Annotated in this window: 14 protein-coding genes; 5 read left to right on the top strand and 9 right to left on the bottom strand. The window is 38.7% G+C overall.

Annotated elements, in window-relative coordinates; all coding sequences use genetic code 11:
• The first annotated feature begins 24 nt into the window (after positions 1 to 24).
• Positions 25 to 1,248 (top strand): benzoate/H(+) symporter BenE, encoded by a 1,224-nt coding sequence (gene benE, locus FTU80_RS10125; RefSeq protein ID WP_180084947.1) that lies wholly within the window; start codon positions 25 to 27, stop codon positions 1,246 to 1,248.
• Positions 1,249 to 1,627: 379 nt separating this feature from the next.
• On the opposite strand, the gene hcaR is transcribed toward benE, so the two are convergent.
• A complete protein-coding gene (hcaR, locus tag FTU80_RS10120; protein ID WP_180084946.1) occupies positions 1,628 to 2,521 on the bottom strand; it encodes a DNA-binding transcriptional regulator HcaR in 894 nt (297 codons plus the stop codon).
• Between the two features lie 342 nt (positions 2,522 to 2,863).
• Complete coding sequence (locus FTU80_RS10115; protein WP_180084945.1) at positions 2,864 to 3,700, bottom strand: SDR family oxidoreductase; 837 nt, start codon at positions 3,698 to 3,700, stop codon at positions 2,864 to 2,866.
• A 524-nt stretch (positions 3,701 to 4,224) separates the two neighbouring features.
• Between FTU80_RS10115 and FTU80_RS10110 the strand changes: the two genes are divergently transcribed.
• On the top strand, positions 4,225 to 4,665 hold the full coding sequence (locus FTU80_RS10110; RefSeq protein ID WP_078190743.1) for a DUF2147 domain-containing protein: 441 nt from the start codon (positions 4,225 to 4,227) through the stop codon (positions 4,663 to 4,665).
• Between the two features lie 87 nt (positions 4,666 to 4,752).
• Here the strand turns inward: FTU80_RS10110 and FTU80_RS10105 are convergent, their stop codons facing one another.
• Positions 4,753 to 5,808 carry an aromatic ring-hydroxylating dioxygenase subunit alpha gene (locus FTU80_RS10105; protein WP_180085089.1) on the bottom strand — a complete coding sequence of 352 codons (1,056 nt, stop codon included), beginning with the start codon at positions 5,806 to 5,808 and terminating at the stop codon, positions 4,753 to 4,755.
• A gap of 248 nt (positions 5,809 to 6,056) precedes the next feature.
• Here FTU80_RS10105 and FTU80_RS10100 point away from each other — a divergent pair, with 248 nt between their 5' ends.
• Positions 6,057 to 6,986, top strand: a complete 930-nt coding sequence (locus FTU80_RS10100; RefSeq protein ID WP_180084944.1) for a LysR family transcriptional regulator — start codon at positions 6,057 to 6,059, stop codon at positions 6,984 to 6,986.
• A gap of 101 nt (positions 6,987 to 7,087) precedes the next feature.
• Here FTU80_RS10100 and hpxO read toward each other — a convergent pair whose 3' ends face one another.
• Positions 7,088 to 8,245 carry an FAD-dependent urate hydroxylase HpxO gene (hpxO, locus tag FTU80_RS10095; RefSeq protein ID WP_180084943.1) on the bottom strand — a complete coding sequence of 386 codons (1,158 nt, stop codon included), beginning with the start codon at positions 8,243 to 8,245 and terminating at the stop codon, positions 7,088 to 7,090.
• Between the two features lie 208 nt (positions 8,246 to 8,453).
• Between hpxO and alc the strand changes: the two genes are divergently transcribed.
• Positions 8,454 to 9,461 (top strand): allantoicase, encoded by a 1,008-nt coding sequence (alc, locus tag FTU80_RS10090; protein WP_180084942.1) that lies wholly within the window; start codon positions 8,454 to 8,456, stop codon positions 9,459 to 9,461.
• A gap of 89 nt (positions 9,462 to 9,550) precedes the next feature.
• Positions 9,551 to 10,051, top strand: coding sequence for an ureidoglycolate lyase (locus FTU80_RS10085; RefSeq protein WP_180084941.1), 501 nt, complete (start codon positions 9,551 to 9,553; stop codon positions 10,049 to 10,051).
• Positions 10,052 to 10,255: 204 nt separating this feature from the next.
• Here the strand turns inward: FTU80_RS10085 and FTU80_RS10080 are convergent, their stop codons facing one another.
• The 5 genes from FTU80_RS10080 to FTU80_RS10060 all read right to left on the bottom strand — a co-directional run bounded on the left by FTU80_RS10080 (position 10,256) and on the right by FTU80_RS10060 (position 14,133).
• Complete coding sequence (locus tag FTU80_RS10080) at positions 10,256 to 11,635, bottom strand: nucleobase:cation symporter-2 family protein (RefSeq protein ID WP_180084940.1); 1,380 nt, start codon at positions 11,633 to 11,635, stop codon at positions 10,256 to 10,258.
• A 31-nt stretch (positions 11,636 to 11,666) separates the two neighbouring features.
• The gene (uraH, locus tag FTU80_RS10075) at positions 11,667 to 11,987 is read right to left on the bottom strand and encodes a hydroxyisourate hydrolase (RefSeq protein ID WP_111886083.1); all 321 of its coding nucleotides are present in this window, start codon (positions 11,985 to 11,987) and stop codon (positions 11,667 to 11,669) included.
• Complete coding sequence (uraD, locus tag FTU80_RS10070) at positions 11,984 to 12,487, bottom strand: 2-oxo-4-hydroxy-4-carboxy-5-ureidoimidazoline decarboxylase (protein WP_078190752.1); 504 nt, start codon at positions 12,485 to 12,487, stop codon at positions 11,984 to 11,986. The genes uraH and uraD overlap by 4 nt, the downstream gene beginning before the upstream one ends.
• A gap of 143 nt (positions 12,488 to 12,630) precedes the next feature.
• Positions 12,631 to 13,593, bottom strand: a complete 963-nt coding sequence (gene puuE / locus FTU80_RS10065) for an allantoinase PuuE (RefSeq protein ID WP_111886081.1) — start codon at positions 13,591 to 13,593, stop codon at positions 12,631 to 12,633.
• A gap of 96 nt (positions 13,594 to 13,689) precedes the next feature.
• Positions 13,690 to 14,133 (bottom strand): hypothetical protein, encoded by a 444-nt coding sequence (locus FTU80_RS10060; protein ID WP_180084939.1) that lies wholly within the window; start codon positions 14,131 to 14,133, stop codon positions 13,690 to 13,692.
• Positions 14,134 to 14,226: the final 93 nt, after the last annotated feature.

Below are 14,226 nucleotides of genomic sequence, written 5' to 3'. Positions count from 1 at the left end.
CATAGTCGCATGGAGGCAAAAGCGATGGCACCCCTGTTAAAAACATTAAAAGAAGATTGGTCGATCTCAGCGACGGTTGCAGGATTTTTAGCCGTGCTGATCTCATATTCAGGCCCATTGATTATTTTTTTTCAAGCCGCACAAAAAGCCCAAGTTTCCCCAGCCATGATGATTTCATGGATTTGGGGGATTTCTATTGGCGCAGCACTGGCGGGTATTTATCTCTCTATTAAATATAAAACCCCGGTGATTACCGCGTGGTCAGCGCCTGGTACGGCGCTTTTAGTCACCCTCTTTCCGAATATTTCACTGAATGAAGCCATAGCAGCTTATATCACGTCCGCTATTGTTATTTTTTTGATCGGCATCACTGGTTATTTTGACAAACTCTTAAAATGGATTCCTCAAGATGTCGCTGCGGGGATGATGGCAGGTATTTTATTTCAGTTTGGACTTGGACTGTTCACTGCTACAGATAGTATGCCGATCATTGTCTTTGGCATGTTATTGGTCTTTCTTATTTCGAAAAGACTATCGCCACGCTACGCGATGATTTGGGTCTTACTGACTGGAGTCGTTTTGAGTTTTGCATTAGGCAAAATTAATCCTGTTGATGTGAATTTTCAACTCGCTATACCGCAGTTTATTGCCCCAATTTGGACTTGGAACTCAACTTTAAATTTGGCGATTCCCTTAATCTTAGTCAGTCTGAGTGGTCAATTCCTTCCGGGGATGGCGATCATGAAACTCAGTGGATATGACACACCAGCTAAGCCGATTATCACAGCGACCAGTATTGCCTCGCTCGTTGTCGCATGTGTCGGAGGCATTACTATTGTTTTAGCGTCTATCACCGCAGCCATGTGTATGGGCAAAGATGCACATGAACTGAAAGAAAAACGCTATATAGCCGGTATTGCCAATGGTATTTTTTATATTTTAGGCGGCTTATTTGCAGGCAGCATTGTCATGTTATTTAGCCTATTACCTAAAGAGTTGGTCGCTGCACTTGCAGGTCTAGCGTTATTAGGAGCGATTGGAACAAATATGTCGGTTGCGATGAAAAATGAAGCCAATCGTGATGCAGCGCTGATCACCTTTTTAGCGACAGCCTCAGGTATGCATTTTTTAGGGCTAAGCTCAGTTTTTTGGGGGATTTGTATTGGTGTTGCGGCACATGTCATTTTGACCAAACGTGTAACTACACAAGCGCCGATGACAACGGCTCAAGATTCTAAAAGTTCATAATATCCAAACGCATTACTACTACAAAGAAGATGGAAAATTACATCTTCTTTGTTTAATCTACAACTAAATGCTTTCATTTAGACTTCGGTTAATTCAGGCAATTCTCGATGAGCGATTTCAAAAGCTTCTTGAACATCTAATCCCACAGCAGTCAATAAAAGCTCTACAACTTTGGCAATCCAGTGAACCCTTTAGGCAAATAAGCATAGCAACGCAAAGATTCAATTTTTATGATGAAGTAATCGCCACCTAGCCTTAGTTTAAAAAAAACCATCTAATTTGAACCAACATAAACTTTATCATCAGCGTAAATCTAAAGGTTTTTACCCCCCTGAGAAGATTATTTATTGAATAGAATCACTTAACTAAATGATAAACTTCAATCAAACTTCAAATGAAAAAAATCGTTAATTAAATTTATAAATGCTTGCACACTAGGTGATGTATTTGTACTGCGCTTACTCATATATAAGTTAATTGTTGGAAGGTCCGTATCTAACTTTTTGACAATAATATTTTCATAAGCAATATCTGCAATATAACTCGGTAAAATCGTACACGACTGTGTGATATTGATTGAATTAATGTTGAATAAAATATTACTGGCGCGCTGGATGATTTTTAAGTTGATCTTTTTGTCTTCTGCAAATTTTAAAATCTTATGATGCAAAACTGACGACACTTCCTCAGCCGGAATAATAAAATCTATTTCTTCTAAAGATTTGACTGATATTATATTTTGATTTGCAAATGGATGCTGATTATTCATCAAGAAAATCAAAGGCTCTTCAAATATCAACTGGCTCGAAATTTCATGGTTATTAACATCTGCCCTAGAAATGGCGATATCAATACGCCCATTATGTAAATCACTGACGATTTGCGTGTCATTTAAGCTCAAAAGTTCAACTTTTAAGTCAGAAAACATCTCTGTGAGTTTCGGAATAATAAAAGGGAAAATTTTCATTTCAGCAACTGGTACAAAGCCAATGGTGATTTTTTGGTCTTTGGCTTTTTTGACTTGGCGCGTCATTGCAACTGCTTTATCGGCACTTTCTAAAATGTTTTTGGCATGTTCTAAAAACACAATTCCTTCATCGGTCAGTTCAACTTTACGTTTAGAGCGAATAAATAACTGTACGCCAATAAACTCTTCGAGGTCTTTGATTTGTTGGCTAAGAGAAGGCTGAGCCGTATAAAGTTTTAAGGCCGCTTGGCTAAAATTAAGTTCTTGTGCAACCATGACAAAATATTTTAAATGTCTTAATTCCATTTAAGTCACCTGTGTAGTCCAATCCTTAGGACTTTTTTAATACAATTCTGTTAGCAAGCTAAAATAGTCTTATATTTTGTTGTGAAGTGTTCATTTTTTATTTAAATATCAATTTTTCTCATATTTTACTTCTAAATAGTTCAAAATTTTTAATCAATTGAACTTATGCTAAATTTTTGTGATTTCAAAATAGCGTCTTCTCTAGCACCGCTTAATTCATTTTAGAAATACATTTTCAAATATATATTTTGACAAAAACAAAAACAAAAACAAAAACAAAAACAAAAACAAAAACAAAAAAAAGGGATCATGTTGCATCATCCCTTTTTATTCAACTTTGAATTATTTACGTTTTTTCTTACCACTGAGCAGATCTATGGCTTGGGCATATCGTGTAGGTGCAATCCGCTGAATTAAATCAATGATTTTGGCGTCATTGCCGATTAAAACACGACGTTTATTCTGTTTCACTGCATCTAAAATCACTTTTGCTGCAACTTCAGGCGGTGTTTTCAGCACTTTATTAAAGGCTTTCGTGGCTCTATCTGGATTCATACCCAACGCGCGAATACTGTCACTCATACGTGCGCTATTTGCAATATTGGTTCGAATTCCACCCGGATGCACGCAGGTAGCGCTCACTCCGACATTTTCCAAGTCTAATTCTTGACGTAAAGATTCTGTAAAACCACGTACTGCAAACTTCGTGGCATTATAGGCACTTTGCGTCGGTTGAGCAGTCAAACCAAATAAGCTGGAAATATTCACAATATGTCCATCGCCACTTTGCTTTAAATACGGTAAAAATGCTTTTGTCCCATATACCACGCCCCAGAAATTGATATTCATAATCCACTCAATTTCATCATAATGCATACCTTCTACTGTACTGGCTAGCGCGACACCCGCATTATTAAAGATCAAATTGACCTGACCAAATTCAGCTTGGGTTGCAGCCGCCCATTGCTCGACAGCGGCACGATCAGATACATCTAACTGGGTCTGAGTTATTTTCACACCGGTGTGCTTAATCATTTCAGACGTTTGTGCAAGACCGTCAAGGTTCCGATCACTTAATGCTAGATTCGCACCTGCTTGAGCCAGTTGAATAGCTAACTGCTGTCCAATACCTGAACCTGCTCCAGTAATGGCTGCGACTTTGTTGTTAAAATTTTTCATCGTTATTCCTATACACACTTAATCCAGTTCAGTGATCAAGCCGCATTTTCGTATTATTCATAGCACAAGCTTAACGAGTTCTAATCTATGAATGAAATGATTTTATTTAATTCTAAAATATGAATGCTATACATAGCTCTTTAGCGTTATATTTTAAAATCAAATTAATCTAATTCACCATGATTACAATAAAAAATGAAAGCTTAAATGAGCCTTTTAGCTCCTGCTTTTTTGCGGATTGTAGCTCCAATTTTTTTAAATCAAATTGCGTTTGATATTTATAAAAGTGATACAAACCCCAAATGTTATAAACAAAGCTCAACATTTATTCTATTTTTCTACACGATCCAGATTCTAGATATTCAAAATCAGTATATAAAATCCACAATATATACTTATTTTTTTGTGAATATAGTCCTTGAAGAAAGCAAGGCTGATGCTTTGTAATTTTCCAAGTCTTGTGTATCCACCCTTTGGAAGATCAGGGATGCACATCTCTTACTATGTTCAATAGAGGTTCTAAAATGATAAAAACAACTCTTAGCCTAATCGGTTTATCACTGGTGTCTAGCTTAGCATTGGCTGCTGATCCATTGCATGGTACTAAATGGAAAACCATCGATGACCAAACAAAAAAACCTTTATCCGTAGTTCAATTTAACGAAACCTCAAATGGCGTTTTATCTGCAAAAATCGTTGATGTACTCACCCCGGGTGAAGCAGAAAACTGCCAAAAATGTGTTGGTAAATTCCACAATAAACCATTACTCGGTGTACAAATCGTGAATGGTTTGAAAAATACCGGTAAAAATACCTATGATGGCGGTAAAATTACTGACCCGAAAAATGGTAAAACCTATAGCTTCAATGCCAAAATGTCGAATGACGGTAAGACCTTAAATGGTCGTGGCTATATTGGTGTATCTGCGCTTGGACGCAGCCAAACATGGATACGTGTAAACTAATCCTTAGCCTACAAATTCAAAAAGCGACTCGATTGAGTCGCTTTTTTGCATGAATACTTCAAATATAAAATTATTCGAATATAAAATTTAAACGGTATAACGTTTGCTTAGCCCCCATTCGGCTAATATGCGACGATACGTTGTGGATGAGCGATCTGCTTCGAAATGCGCCTCCATACTGATATCCAGTGGCAATTCCTCAGGTTTTTGACTTTCCACCATGTCCTGATCTTCAGCAAAAATTTGTGCATTAAAATCATAGACCGCTTGTAAATCTCCTGTGGTATCAAAATTACGAGTTAAAGGCACAAATAAACGGGTTTTATTATGCGATACAGGACAACAGGCATTTAAGATTTTCAACACCCCATTTTCAGGAAAATCAATGGTTAAAATTGCTGAAAATGGCAGATAGACATCAAATGTTCTTTTCCATAAAAAATCTTCTGGCGCTAAATGTTGTAAGCCATGCGGATAATTACTCACATCACTGAGATATTCTGTATGTAGTCCATAGTCTGTACGCACTGTCGAATATTTTTGCACTTTTGGGTTTTCACGGTCTGCAAAGCTCTCATGATGCACCCATGCGAAATGTGCAACATCAATAAAGCCTTCGAGCTGACGTCCACTTGAACCACCAATATCTACATAAGGTGGCAATATCGATTGGTGCTGCTCGGTATCCCACGTGTCTAAATTTGGAAAATTGGCCGTAGATTCGTCTCGGTTAAATAAACTGGTCCACACTAATCCATATTTCAATACAACTGGAAATTTAGTTAATGAAAAACGCTCTGAAATTTGTGTCAGCTCTGGCTGTGCAGGAATTTTTACACACCTTCCTGCGCCGTTATAATGTAAACCATGATATGGACAAATAATGTCTTCACCCTTGACCCAGCCTTTAGTTAATGGCACCCCTCGATGTGGACAGATATCACGAACCAAATGAATTTTTCCACTTTCAGTTTGATATAACGCCATTTTTACATCGAGTAATTGCACTTGTTGCGGTTCAATTGAAACATCTTCTACACGTGCAACGGGATACCAATGCTGCGCCAAAATATTCCAGTCGTTGGCATCAAATGTACTGCACTGAGGTTGGGTAAATAAATTGAGTACAGGAATGGCATTCATAGTATATCTCGACATTTTCAATATTTCTTCAGCATTTAGCGCTATTTAAATTTTGCTAAATCCTTATTTTCTAAGTCGAAATTAAATTCTAAACACATTTCTGTCTATTAGAATGATTTGCATAGATTGTTCTATTTTTTAGAACATTAAGCATTGTGCGCTGCACGATTTGATAAAGCTGGCATGAATATCGCTTAAAATACATAACATTATGATTCGCTGATGACGCGATAGAGATTGAAGCCTGTATGTCGATTACCTTTTCTAGATTTTCTGAATATTTTATGGCGGTTGCACGGACTGGGAGTCTACGCAAAGCCGCTGAACAACTTTTTATTTCAGTCTCGGCAGTACATCGACAAATCGTTTTGGCTGAGGAAGAACTCGGGGTTGCCCTATTTGAACGATTACCTCAGGGTTTAAAACTGACGCTCGCGGGTGAATTACTTTATGCCGATTTATTAAAGTGGCAAAAAGAATATCAACTGACACGAACTCGATTTGATGAAATCCAAGGCTTAAACCGTGGAAACATTGAAATGGGCTTTATTGCAGCTTTGAATGACAGTTTTGTCGTCGACTGTATTCAAAAGATGGCTGAGACTTATCCGTGGATCAACCTCAACATCAGCATGAATAGCAGTGATGATATATCCAGAAAAATCGTCGATGCAGAATTAGATTTTGGCATTATCTTAAATCCAAAAAGCCATAGCCAATTAGAGATTTTATCCTTTATAGAAATTCCGTTGGGCTTTGTAATGTCACCGCATCATACCTTGGGTGGGATGGATAAAATTTATCTTTCAGATACGTTAAATGAACGGCATATTTTACCGAGTGAACCACTCATTATTAGTGAATATGTACAGACTTTATATAAACATCATAAGTTTAGTCCGATTCAAAAGATCGAATGTAATGACATTAGAATGATATTGTCATTGGTTCAGCAACAATTAGGCATCAGTGTGATGTCATACATGGATGCTTTGCCACTGCTTGAGAATAAAAAGATTATTTTTAAACCAATCCGTGAAAAAGGCTTACACAGTTTGACCATCGCTTTATGTGTCGCATCGAAACGCCAAACCTCTCGAATTTCTCAGATCATGATTAATCTTTTGGTGGAAAAAATGGAAGAAATTAAGATCAATTTAAAATCTTTGAACCCCTAAACCATTATTTAAGTTTTGGGGTCGCAAAACTTTCATAAAAAAAGCCAGTACAAATAAACCGTACTGGCTGCTGAAAGCTAAAGTTTTATTAGTTTATTTTTTTAATCCAATGGATTACCTACAATATTACTGATAATGCCTTTCATAATATGATTGCCTTGTTCCTTACGCAGTTCTGCATACCATTCACGCGTCACACTTTCATCTTTCATATGGGTCACATCACAACGCTTACGCGCTCGCAGAACCAATTCATTGGCACGTTCATTACGTTTATTTTGATAACGACGCAATGAATCTTGCAACCCTAAAGTATTGATTTGCAAAGAACGGGCTAAATAAATTGCGTCTTCCATTGCTTGGCAGCCGCCTTGTCCAATATCCGGCGTTGTACTGTGTGCTGCATCACCCACGATCACCACACGGCCTTTGTAGAAATCTGCAAAAGGCTCAATATCATGAATTTCTACCCGATTGGTTTTTTGGGTATCTACAGCATCAATTAGCTTTTGAACCGGTTCACACCAACCTTTAAAGTATTCTTTAAATAAGGCCTTATATTGTGTGCGGTCATTTTCTAAGCCTGCTGCCAAAGGTACATCAAAGAAGAAATAGAATCGGTTGTCGGCAACGGGCATCAGCGAAACGCGCTTACCTTCTCCTACAAATGTCGTCCATTGATCTGCCGCAGCAAATTCTTCTGAAATATCGACTAAACCGTTCCAATTGACATAACCTGCATAGCGGCGCTCAACTTGTTCCCCTAATACATACGCTCGTGTCAATGAATGTGTACCATCGGCGCCAACCAATAAATCAGCCTGAACCTCACTTCCGTCGGCAAAACGGGTGATCACCTGATCATCTTGTTCTGAGAAGCTCACCATTTTTTTGCCTAGATGAATCTTCTCACGACCAAATTCATCCATGAGCATATTTTGTAAGTCTGCACGTGAAACGGGATAAGGTCGTTGTCCAACTTCTTCGATTAAAGGAAACAGACTAAACTGCGTCATAACATCACCAGTTAAGCCATCGATATAGGCTAAATGATCCATCTTGCCACCGAGCTTTTCGACTTGTTCGGTTAGCCCCAAATAGTTCAAACATTTGACACCGTTAGACCATAAAGAAATGGCGGCTCCAACAGGTAAAATTTGTTCTGCCTGTTCATAGATGGTTACTTGGTGTCCAAATTTTTTCAAAGCGATCCCAGTCGTTAGGCCCGCCATACCCGCACCAATAATTGTAATGTCCATCTATAACTCCCCTGTGTTTTTTTAAATATCTTTCTCCTAAAAAGCGAAAAGCATGCCATTTTTTCAAACAAACAATAAAAAATTCTAAAGTTGGCACAGGCTGTGCTTCTAAACACGTGTAAATGCTTGTTTTTATCAAATGTTAAATTTTTAACACTAAAAGCAAAATGCATATGTTTTAAATGAAAATAGTGAATGGATTTTATATATGGCGACTTTACTCGCACCAAGTTTTGATATTCCTGCACAATTACAGACACTTACAAATTTAGCAGATGACCGTATTGGTGCAAAAATACTTGAATGTTCAGATGATTTTTTTGCAGAAGCAAAACGCATGCTTCAATTTTATGCACCTATCTTTGTCGAAGACAAATTTGATGAGCATGGCAAATGGATGGATGGTTGGGAAACGCGTCGTAAGCGCCATGCAGGTTATGATTGGGCAATCATCCAACTCGGTGTTGCTGGCCGAATTCAAGCCTTAGATATTGATACAACATTCTTTACAGGGAATTATCCAGCTTCCGCATCAGTTGAAGCTTGTTTTGCACCGAGTGGTGAGCTAGCACAGGCAGCATGGGTCAATATCTTAGACAATACAGTATTGGGCCCGAGCCAACACCATATATTGACCGTCTCAAATGATCAGGTTTTTACCCATGTACGTTTAAATATATATCCAGACGGTGGTATTGCTCGATTTAAAGTCTATGGTGAAGTTCAGGTTCAAATTCAAGACAATACGAGCACATTAGACCTCGTTGCGCTAGAAAATGGTGGACGTGTTATTGCTTATAGTGATGCTCATTTTGGACATCCACGAAACTTAATTAACCCTGGCCGTGGCATCAATATGGGAGATGGTTGGGAAACGAAACGTCGTCGTGCACCAGGTTTTGACTGGTGCATTTTGGCTTTGGGTCAATCTGGTGCAATAGAGAAAATTGATATTGATACTGCCCATTTTAAAGGCAACTTCCCTGCGCAGGTTTCCATACAAGCGATCTATGTAGAAGATGCCACTGACCCTCAACTGATTCCGCAAAGTATGTTCTGGCCGTTTTTACTCGATGCACAAGACATGCAGATGGATCATATTCATTGCTTTGTCAGTGAGATTTTAAAGCATGAAAAAATATCGCATATCCGCATCAATATGATTCCTGACGGGGGGATTAGTCGCATACGGTTATGGGGGAAAATGCATCCTTAATTGCAGTGTTAATCACATAGGAAGCCTTCGTGCTTCCTATGTGTTTGGTTTCAATTTTTTTAATTAAATGCCCTATAAGATATCTAAACATGACACACAGCATAAAAATACAAGCTCTCAGTATTGAAGGCTTTGCGCCTTTTGGAGAGGTCATTTGCACAACTGGACATGATTTTTTCCACATCAATGACACACATACAGAGCGATATCATGCCCTCGTGGAAACAGAAATTTCAGGTGATGCGGTTGCTGGAATTAGCATCTTTAGAAATATCAAAACCACTGAATTGCCTTTTACGATTTCGATGTTGGAGCGTCATCCCAACGGCTCACAAGCGTTTATTCCAATGCAAGCGCAGGCTTTTTTAGTGGTAGTTGCACCTGCGTTGGATGATCACAGCCCTGATCTTACACAGCTATGTGCTTTCATCACTGATGGTAGCCAAGGAGTCAACTATCGTGCAGGAACATGGCATCATCCTCTCCTGACACTCGAAGCACCAAGCAGCTTTGCCGTCATCGATCGTATTGGCATTGGACATAATTGTGATGTGTTCCAGTTCCCAACGCCTATTCACATTTCAAATTAATGTATTTTTAGCTTAAACACTTACAGTTAAATAGACTAAAAATCACTTAACCAATTGTTAATACATAATTAATTTCATCTCTTGATATTATTTAATTTAAACATAACGCATTAAAAAAGCCCTCAATTCAAAGGGCTTTATTTATTCTATACAAACTATATTCTATGAATCATCGTATGGTTCAAGACCCAAGATCTGCCATGATTAATGATGCACATCTATCGCCATGCTTGGTTTTTTAACCTGATCTTTGCTCATTGTCACTTCTTTATTTTTAAATAAATTCAAATGATTGAACACAATATTTAAAATAATCGCCATCAAACAAGTCGAACTAATGCCTGAATGAAAGAGTGTTTGCACCCATTTCGGGAAGTTTGCGTAGAACGAATGATCGATAATTGGAATCATCCCTGCTGCAATCGCAGTCGCAACAATGATGAGGTTCTTTTGCTCGTTATAGTCAATTTTCGCCAAGGTACGAATACCACTTGCCGCAACCGTTCCAAACAAAACTAAACCAGCACCACCTAATACAGGGACAGGAATCGCTGCAATCAGTCGCCCCATAATTGGTAGAACGCCTAATACGACTAAAATCATTCCACCCGCTGCAACAACAAAGCGACTTTTCACGCCAGTAATCGCTACTAAACCGACATTTTGTGCAAAAGCACTTTGCATGAATGAACCGAAAATTGGCGCTGCTGCACTAGATAGCATATCTGCACGTAAGCCATTGGTAATGCGCTCAGCATCCACTTTAGTACCAACAATTTCCCCAACGGCAATAATGTCTGCTGTGGTTTCAGTCATAATCACTAAAGTCACAATCAGCATGGCAATAATGGCACTTAACTCAAAAGTTGGCATACCGAAAGCAAAGAAGCTTGGAAATTGAATCCAGTTACCATTTGCAACTTTAGAAAAATCTCCAAAGCCAAAGGCATAAGCCAGCACCGTACCAAAAACGATGGCTAACAAAATAGATAAACGTCGGATGGTTGCATTACGGGTTAAGTTCAGCGCAATCACAATACCCAAAGTCAAAAATGCCAAGCTGATGTTCTCAGCACTTCCCCAGTCTGGTGCTTTATTGTTTCCCCCCATCATCCAGCGTACCGCTACAGGCAGCAATGAAAGACCAATCACAGTGATCACACAGCCAGTCACAATCGGTGGGAAAAAACGAATAATTTTTGAAAAATAAGGTGCTAGGAAAAAGCCAATTAGAGATGCAACAATCACCGCACCATAAACAGCAGAAAGCCCACCGCCTGCGGTTACTATGGCAATCATCGTCGCCACACCTGCAAATGAAACCCCTTGAACTAAGGGTAATTTTGCACCGATATATTTCACACCTACAGTTTGTAGTATGGTCGCCAAGCCACCGACAAAAAGCGCTGCCGCAATCAATAAACCGATTTGCGCAGGTTCAAGTCCCGCGGCTGTACCAATAATCAATGGTGGAGCAATAATACCACCATACATGGTTAATACATGCTGTAGACCATAGGCAAGGCTTTTTGCTGCGCCTAAATATTCATGTTCTGGTGAAACTGTTTTATCTTGTTCTGTCATTTTTATATCCCCTATTTTTTTAACTTTGCTCTTAACTGCCACGATACGTTGAATATGCAAATGGGCTGATGAGTAAAGGAATATGAAAATGCTGCGAGGCATCTTTTACATAAAAATGAATCACAGCTTTTGGAAAAAAGGTTTCGGTATTTAAAGTCTGAAAATATTCAGCTGTCGCAAATTCAAGGCTATAAGCACCTGCTGTAAAGTCCTTCAGCGCAAAATCATTAACGCGACCATCCGCATTGGTTTGGGCTGAACCTAGTAACTTACCTTCCGCATTAAATAATTGAATGCTGACATTCGCTGCGGGTTTGCCTAGATTGGTATCTAAAATATGTGAGCTAATCATGCGCTAAGCTCCTGTTTTAATCTTAATAAGGCAATTTCAGCCAGTTGATGATGAACAATTCGTTTTTCGGTTTCAGGATCATTCAATAATCGATATTGCAGCGCCTGTAGTACATCTTCACTACTGAGGCCAGAAGCTTTGATTAAAAAGAGATATCCGTACTTTTTCTCATACGCGATATTGCCTTTGAGCAATGCAAACTGAGTTTCTTCATCTGCTGAAATTTCAGACTGTTCTCGATTTGAAAATTGTTGCTCCAAACTACTTAATTCAGCCTGTGCCTTTTTTTCACCAATCCGTGGATGGTTATCTAGAGCATTTTTGATTTCATCCCAAGTCCAAGCATTTGCGGCTTTTACTGCTTGCTCTGTGATTTGCGTGACAGAGGTATAAGGACGCTGCGCTACAATGTGTTCTGCCCAGCCTTCAATTTGCACACAGTGCTTTAAAAAAGTTTTTACATCTGCTTCGGATGCTTTATTAAATTCAACAAGTTGCACTATAAAATCGCCTAAAATTATTGAATGATTGTTCAAATTTAGTTTTGCAATATCAGTGCCAACCTAGGTCTATGATGTCAGTTACCTAAGTACAGGCCTAAAAAAAGAGGAGCTAAGCTCCTCTTTATCCAAATATTTTTTTATTAGACTGCATGATGTGTATACCAATGTTCCGCGATATCACCACGGCGACAGATCCACACTTTTTCATGTGATTGCACATAATCTAAGAATCGTTGTAGTGCTTTAAAACGGCCTGGTCGCCCTAAAATACGACAATGCATCCCAATCGATAACATTTTTGGCGCGCTTTCACCTTCTTCATATAGCACATCAAATGCGTCTTTAAGGTATTGATAAAATTGTTCACCACTGTTGAAACCACCCGGTGAACAAAACTTCATATCATTGCTTTCAAGTGTATAAGGAATAATTAAATGTGGACGGGTTCGACCATTTTCATTTGTCAAACGACTCCAAAAAGGCAGGTCATCACCATAGTGATCGCAGTCATATTTGATTTGCGGAAATTCAGCCAATAGCTGACGTGTGTTGGGACTGTCACGCCCTGTGTACCAGCCAATAGGTGTCTTTCCAAATAAAGCTTCAAGCACACTAATCGCTTGATCCATGTGCTGACGTTCTAGCTCTATCGGCATATCTTGATAATGTAACCAGCGTTGACCATGTGAAACCACATCATAGTTGGATTGTTTGATCGCATCGACGATATAAGGATTGCGCGCTAGAGCCATACCAACGCCAAAGATCGTCATGGGTAAATCACGTTTTTTAAATTCTGCATGAATCCGCCAAAAACCGGCTCTGGAGCCATATTCATACATCGAGTCCATCGACATATGTTTGGCAGGAAAACTGGCCGCTCCAATAATATCGGATAAGAATTGTTCTGATCCTGCATCCCCATGTTCGATGTGGTTTTCTCCACCTTCTTCATAGTTCAACACGAACTGCACTGCGATACGTGCCTGATTAGGCCATACGACTTGAGGTACATCGCCATGATATCCAATTAGGTCTCTGGAATAATCCTGTTGTTGGATCTGGTCAATTAAGTCTTGCCCGCGTAAGTAGCCTGTAGTCACTTCAACTTCCTAATTTGTTATATCAAACAGTAAAAAATTAGTTAGAAACAAGCAAATTATGCGCCAATGTCGTAGACGGCTAAATAGCTTTTCATATCAATGACCATTGCCTTTTTTTAAGATATTGAATGGTTGCCCTGAATCATCTGCAATGATTGAAATTTGCCAAATTTCATCTATTTCTGGAAAATTCTGATGCAGTTGATCAATGAAATAGTAATAACCTGGTGTATTTTCCGTAATATAAATGATTGTATTTGAACACAATATATAGAGTTGAATCTCATCAATGGTTCCAAGATCTTGGCGTACGACATCTATACTTTGAATATCTTTCCATAATATAGTTTTAGTGCTTATTTCAGGCCCAGTTATAGTGTATGTGAAACCATCATTAAAATATTCAAAATCACCTTCATCCTGTCTTAGAATTTCAAATTCGTTTGTTTTATTTTTTATATCTTGTTTTAAATCAATTGAATCTACAAACCAAATATGAGGATGACAAACGGCTTTGTTGCACAAAGATTTGAAATGCAAAGCGCCCCTAATTGAGCCAAATTTAAGGCGTAACTTGGGTAAGTGGTCGACCTAATTCCGTAAATCTGTTAAGAACTGCTACACGTGCATGGA

Origin of the sequence: Acinetobacter sp. YH12145 (genome assembly GCF_013418335.1) — a bacterium.
Taxonomy (GTDB): domain Bacteria; phylum Pseudomonadota; class Gammaproteobacteria; order Pseudomonadales; family Moraxellaceae; genus Acinetobacter; species Acinetobacter amyesii.
This window is presented reverse-complemented; position numbering and strand designations above follow the sequence as displayed.

What these genes read in the sequence shown, in the direction of transcription:
- FTU80_RS10115 (WP_180084945.1), bottom strand. Translation starts at nt 3,700, where the DNA reads ATGAAAAATTTTAACAACAAAGTCGCAGCCATTACTGGAGCAGGTTCA.
- FTU80_RS10110 (WP_078190743.1), top strand. Translation starts at nt 4,225, where the DNA reads ATGATAAAAACAACTCTTAGCCTAATCGGTTTATCACTGGTGTCTAGC.
- hpxO (WP_180084943.1), bottom strand. Translation starts at nt 8,245, where the DNA reads ATGGACATTACAATTATTGGTGCGGGTATGGCGGGCCTAACGACTGGG.
- alc (WP_180084942.1), top strand. Translation starts at nt 8,454, where the DNA reads ATGGCGACTTTACTCGCACCAAGTTTTGATATTCCTGCACAATTACAG.
- FTU80_RS10100 (WP_180084944.1), top strand. Translation starts at nt 6,057, where the DNA reads ATGTCGATTACCTTTTCTAGATTTTCTGAATATTTTATGGCGGTTGCA.
- hcaR (WP_180084946.1), bottom strand. Translation starts at nt 2,521, where the DNA reads ATGGAATTAAGACATTTAAAATATTTTGTCATGGTTGCACAAGAACTT.
- FTU80_RS10105 (WP_180085089.1), bottom strand. Translation starts at nt 5,808, where the DNA reads ATGAATGCCATTCCTGTACTCAATTTATTTACCCAACCTCAGTGCAGT.
- uraH (WP_111886083.1), bottom strand. Translation starts at nt 11,987, where the DNA reads ATGATTAGCTCACATATTTTAGATACCAATCTAGGCAAACCCGCAGCG.
- FTU80_RS10085 (WP_180084941.1), top strand. Translation starts at nt 9,551, where the DNA reads ATGACACACAGCATAAAAATACAAGCTCTCAGTATTGAAGGCTTTGCG.
- FTU80_RS10080 (WP_180084940.1), bottom strand. Translation starts at nt 11,635, where the DNA reads ATGACAGAACAAGATAAAACAGTTTCACCAGAACATGAATATTTAGGC.
- benE (WP_180084947.1), top strand. Translation starts at nt 25, where the DNA reads ATGGCACCCCTGTTAAAAACATTAAAAGAAGATTGGTCGATCTCAGCG.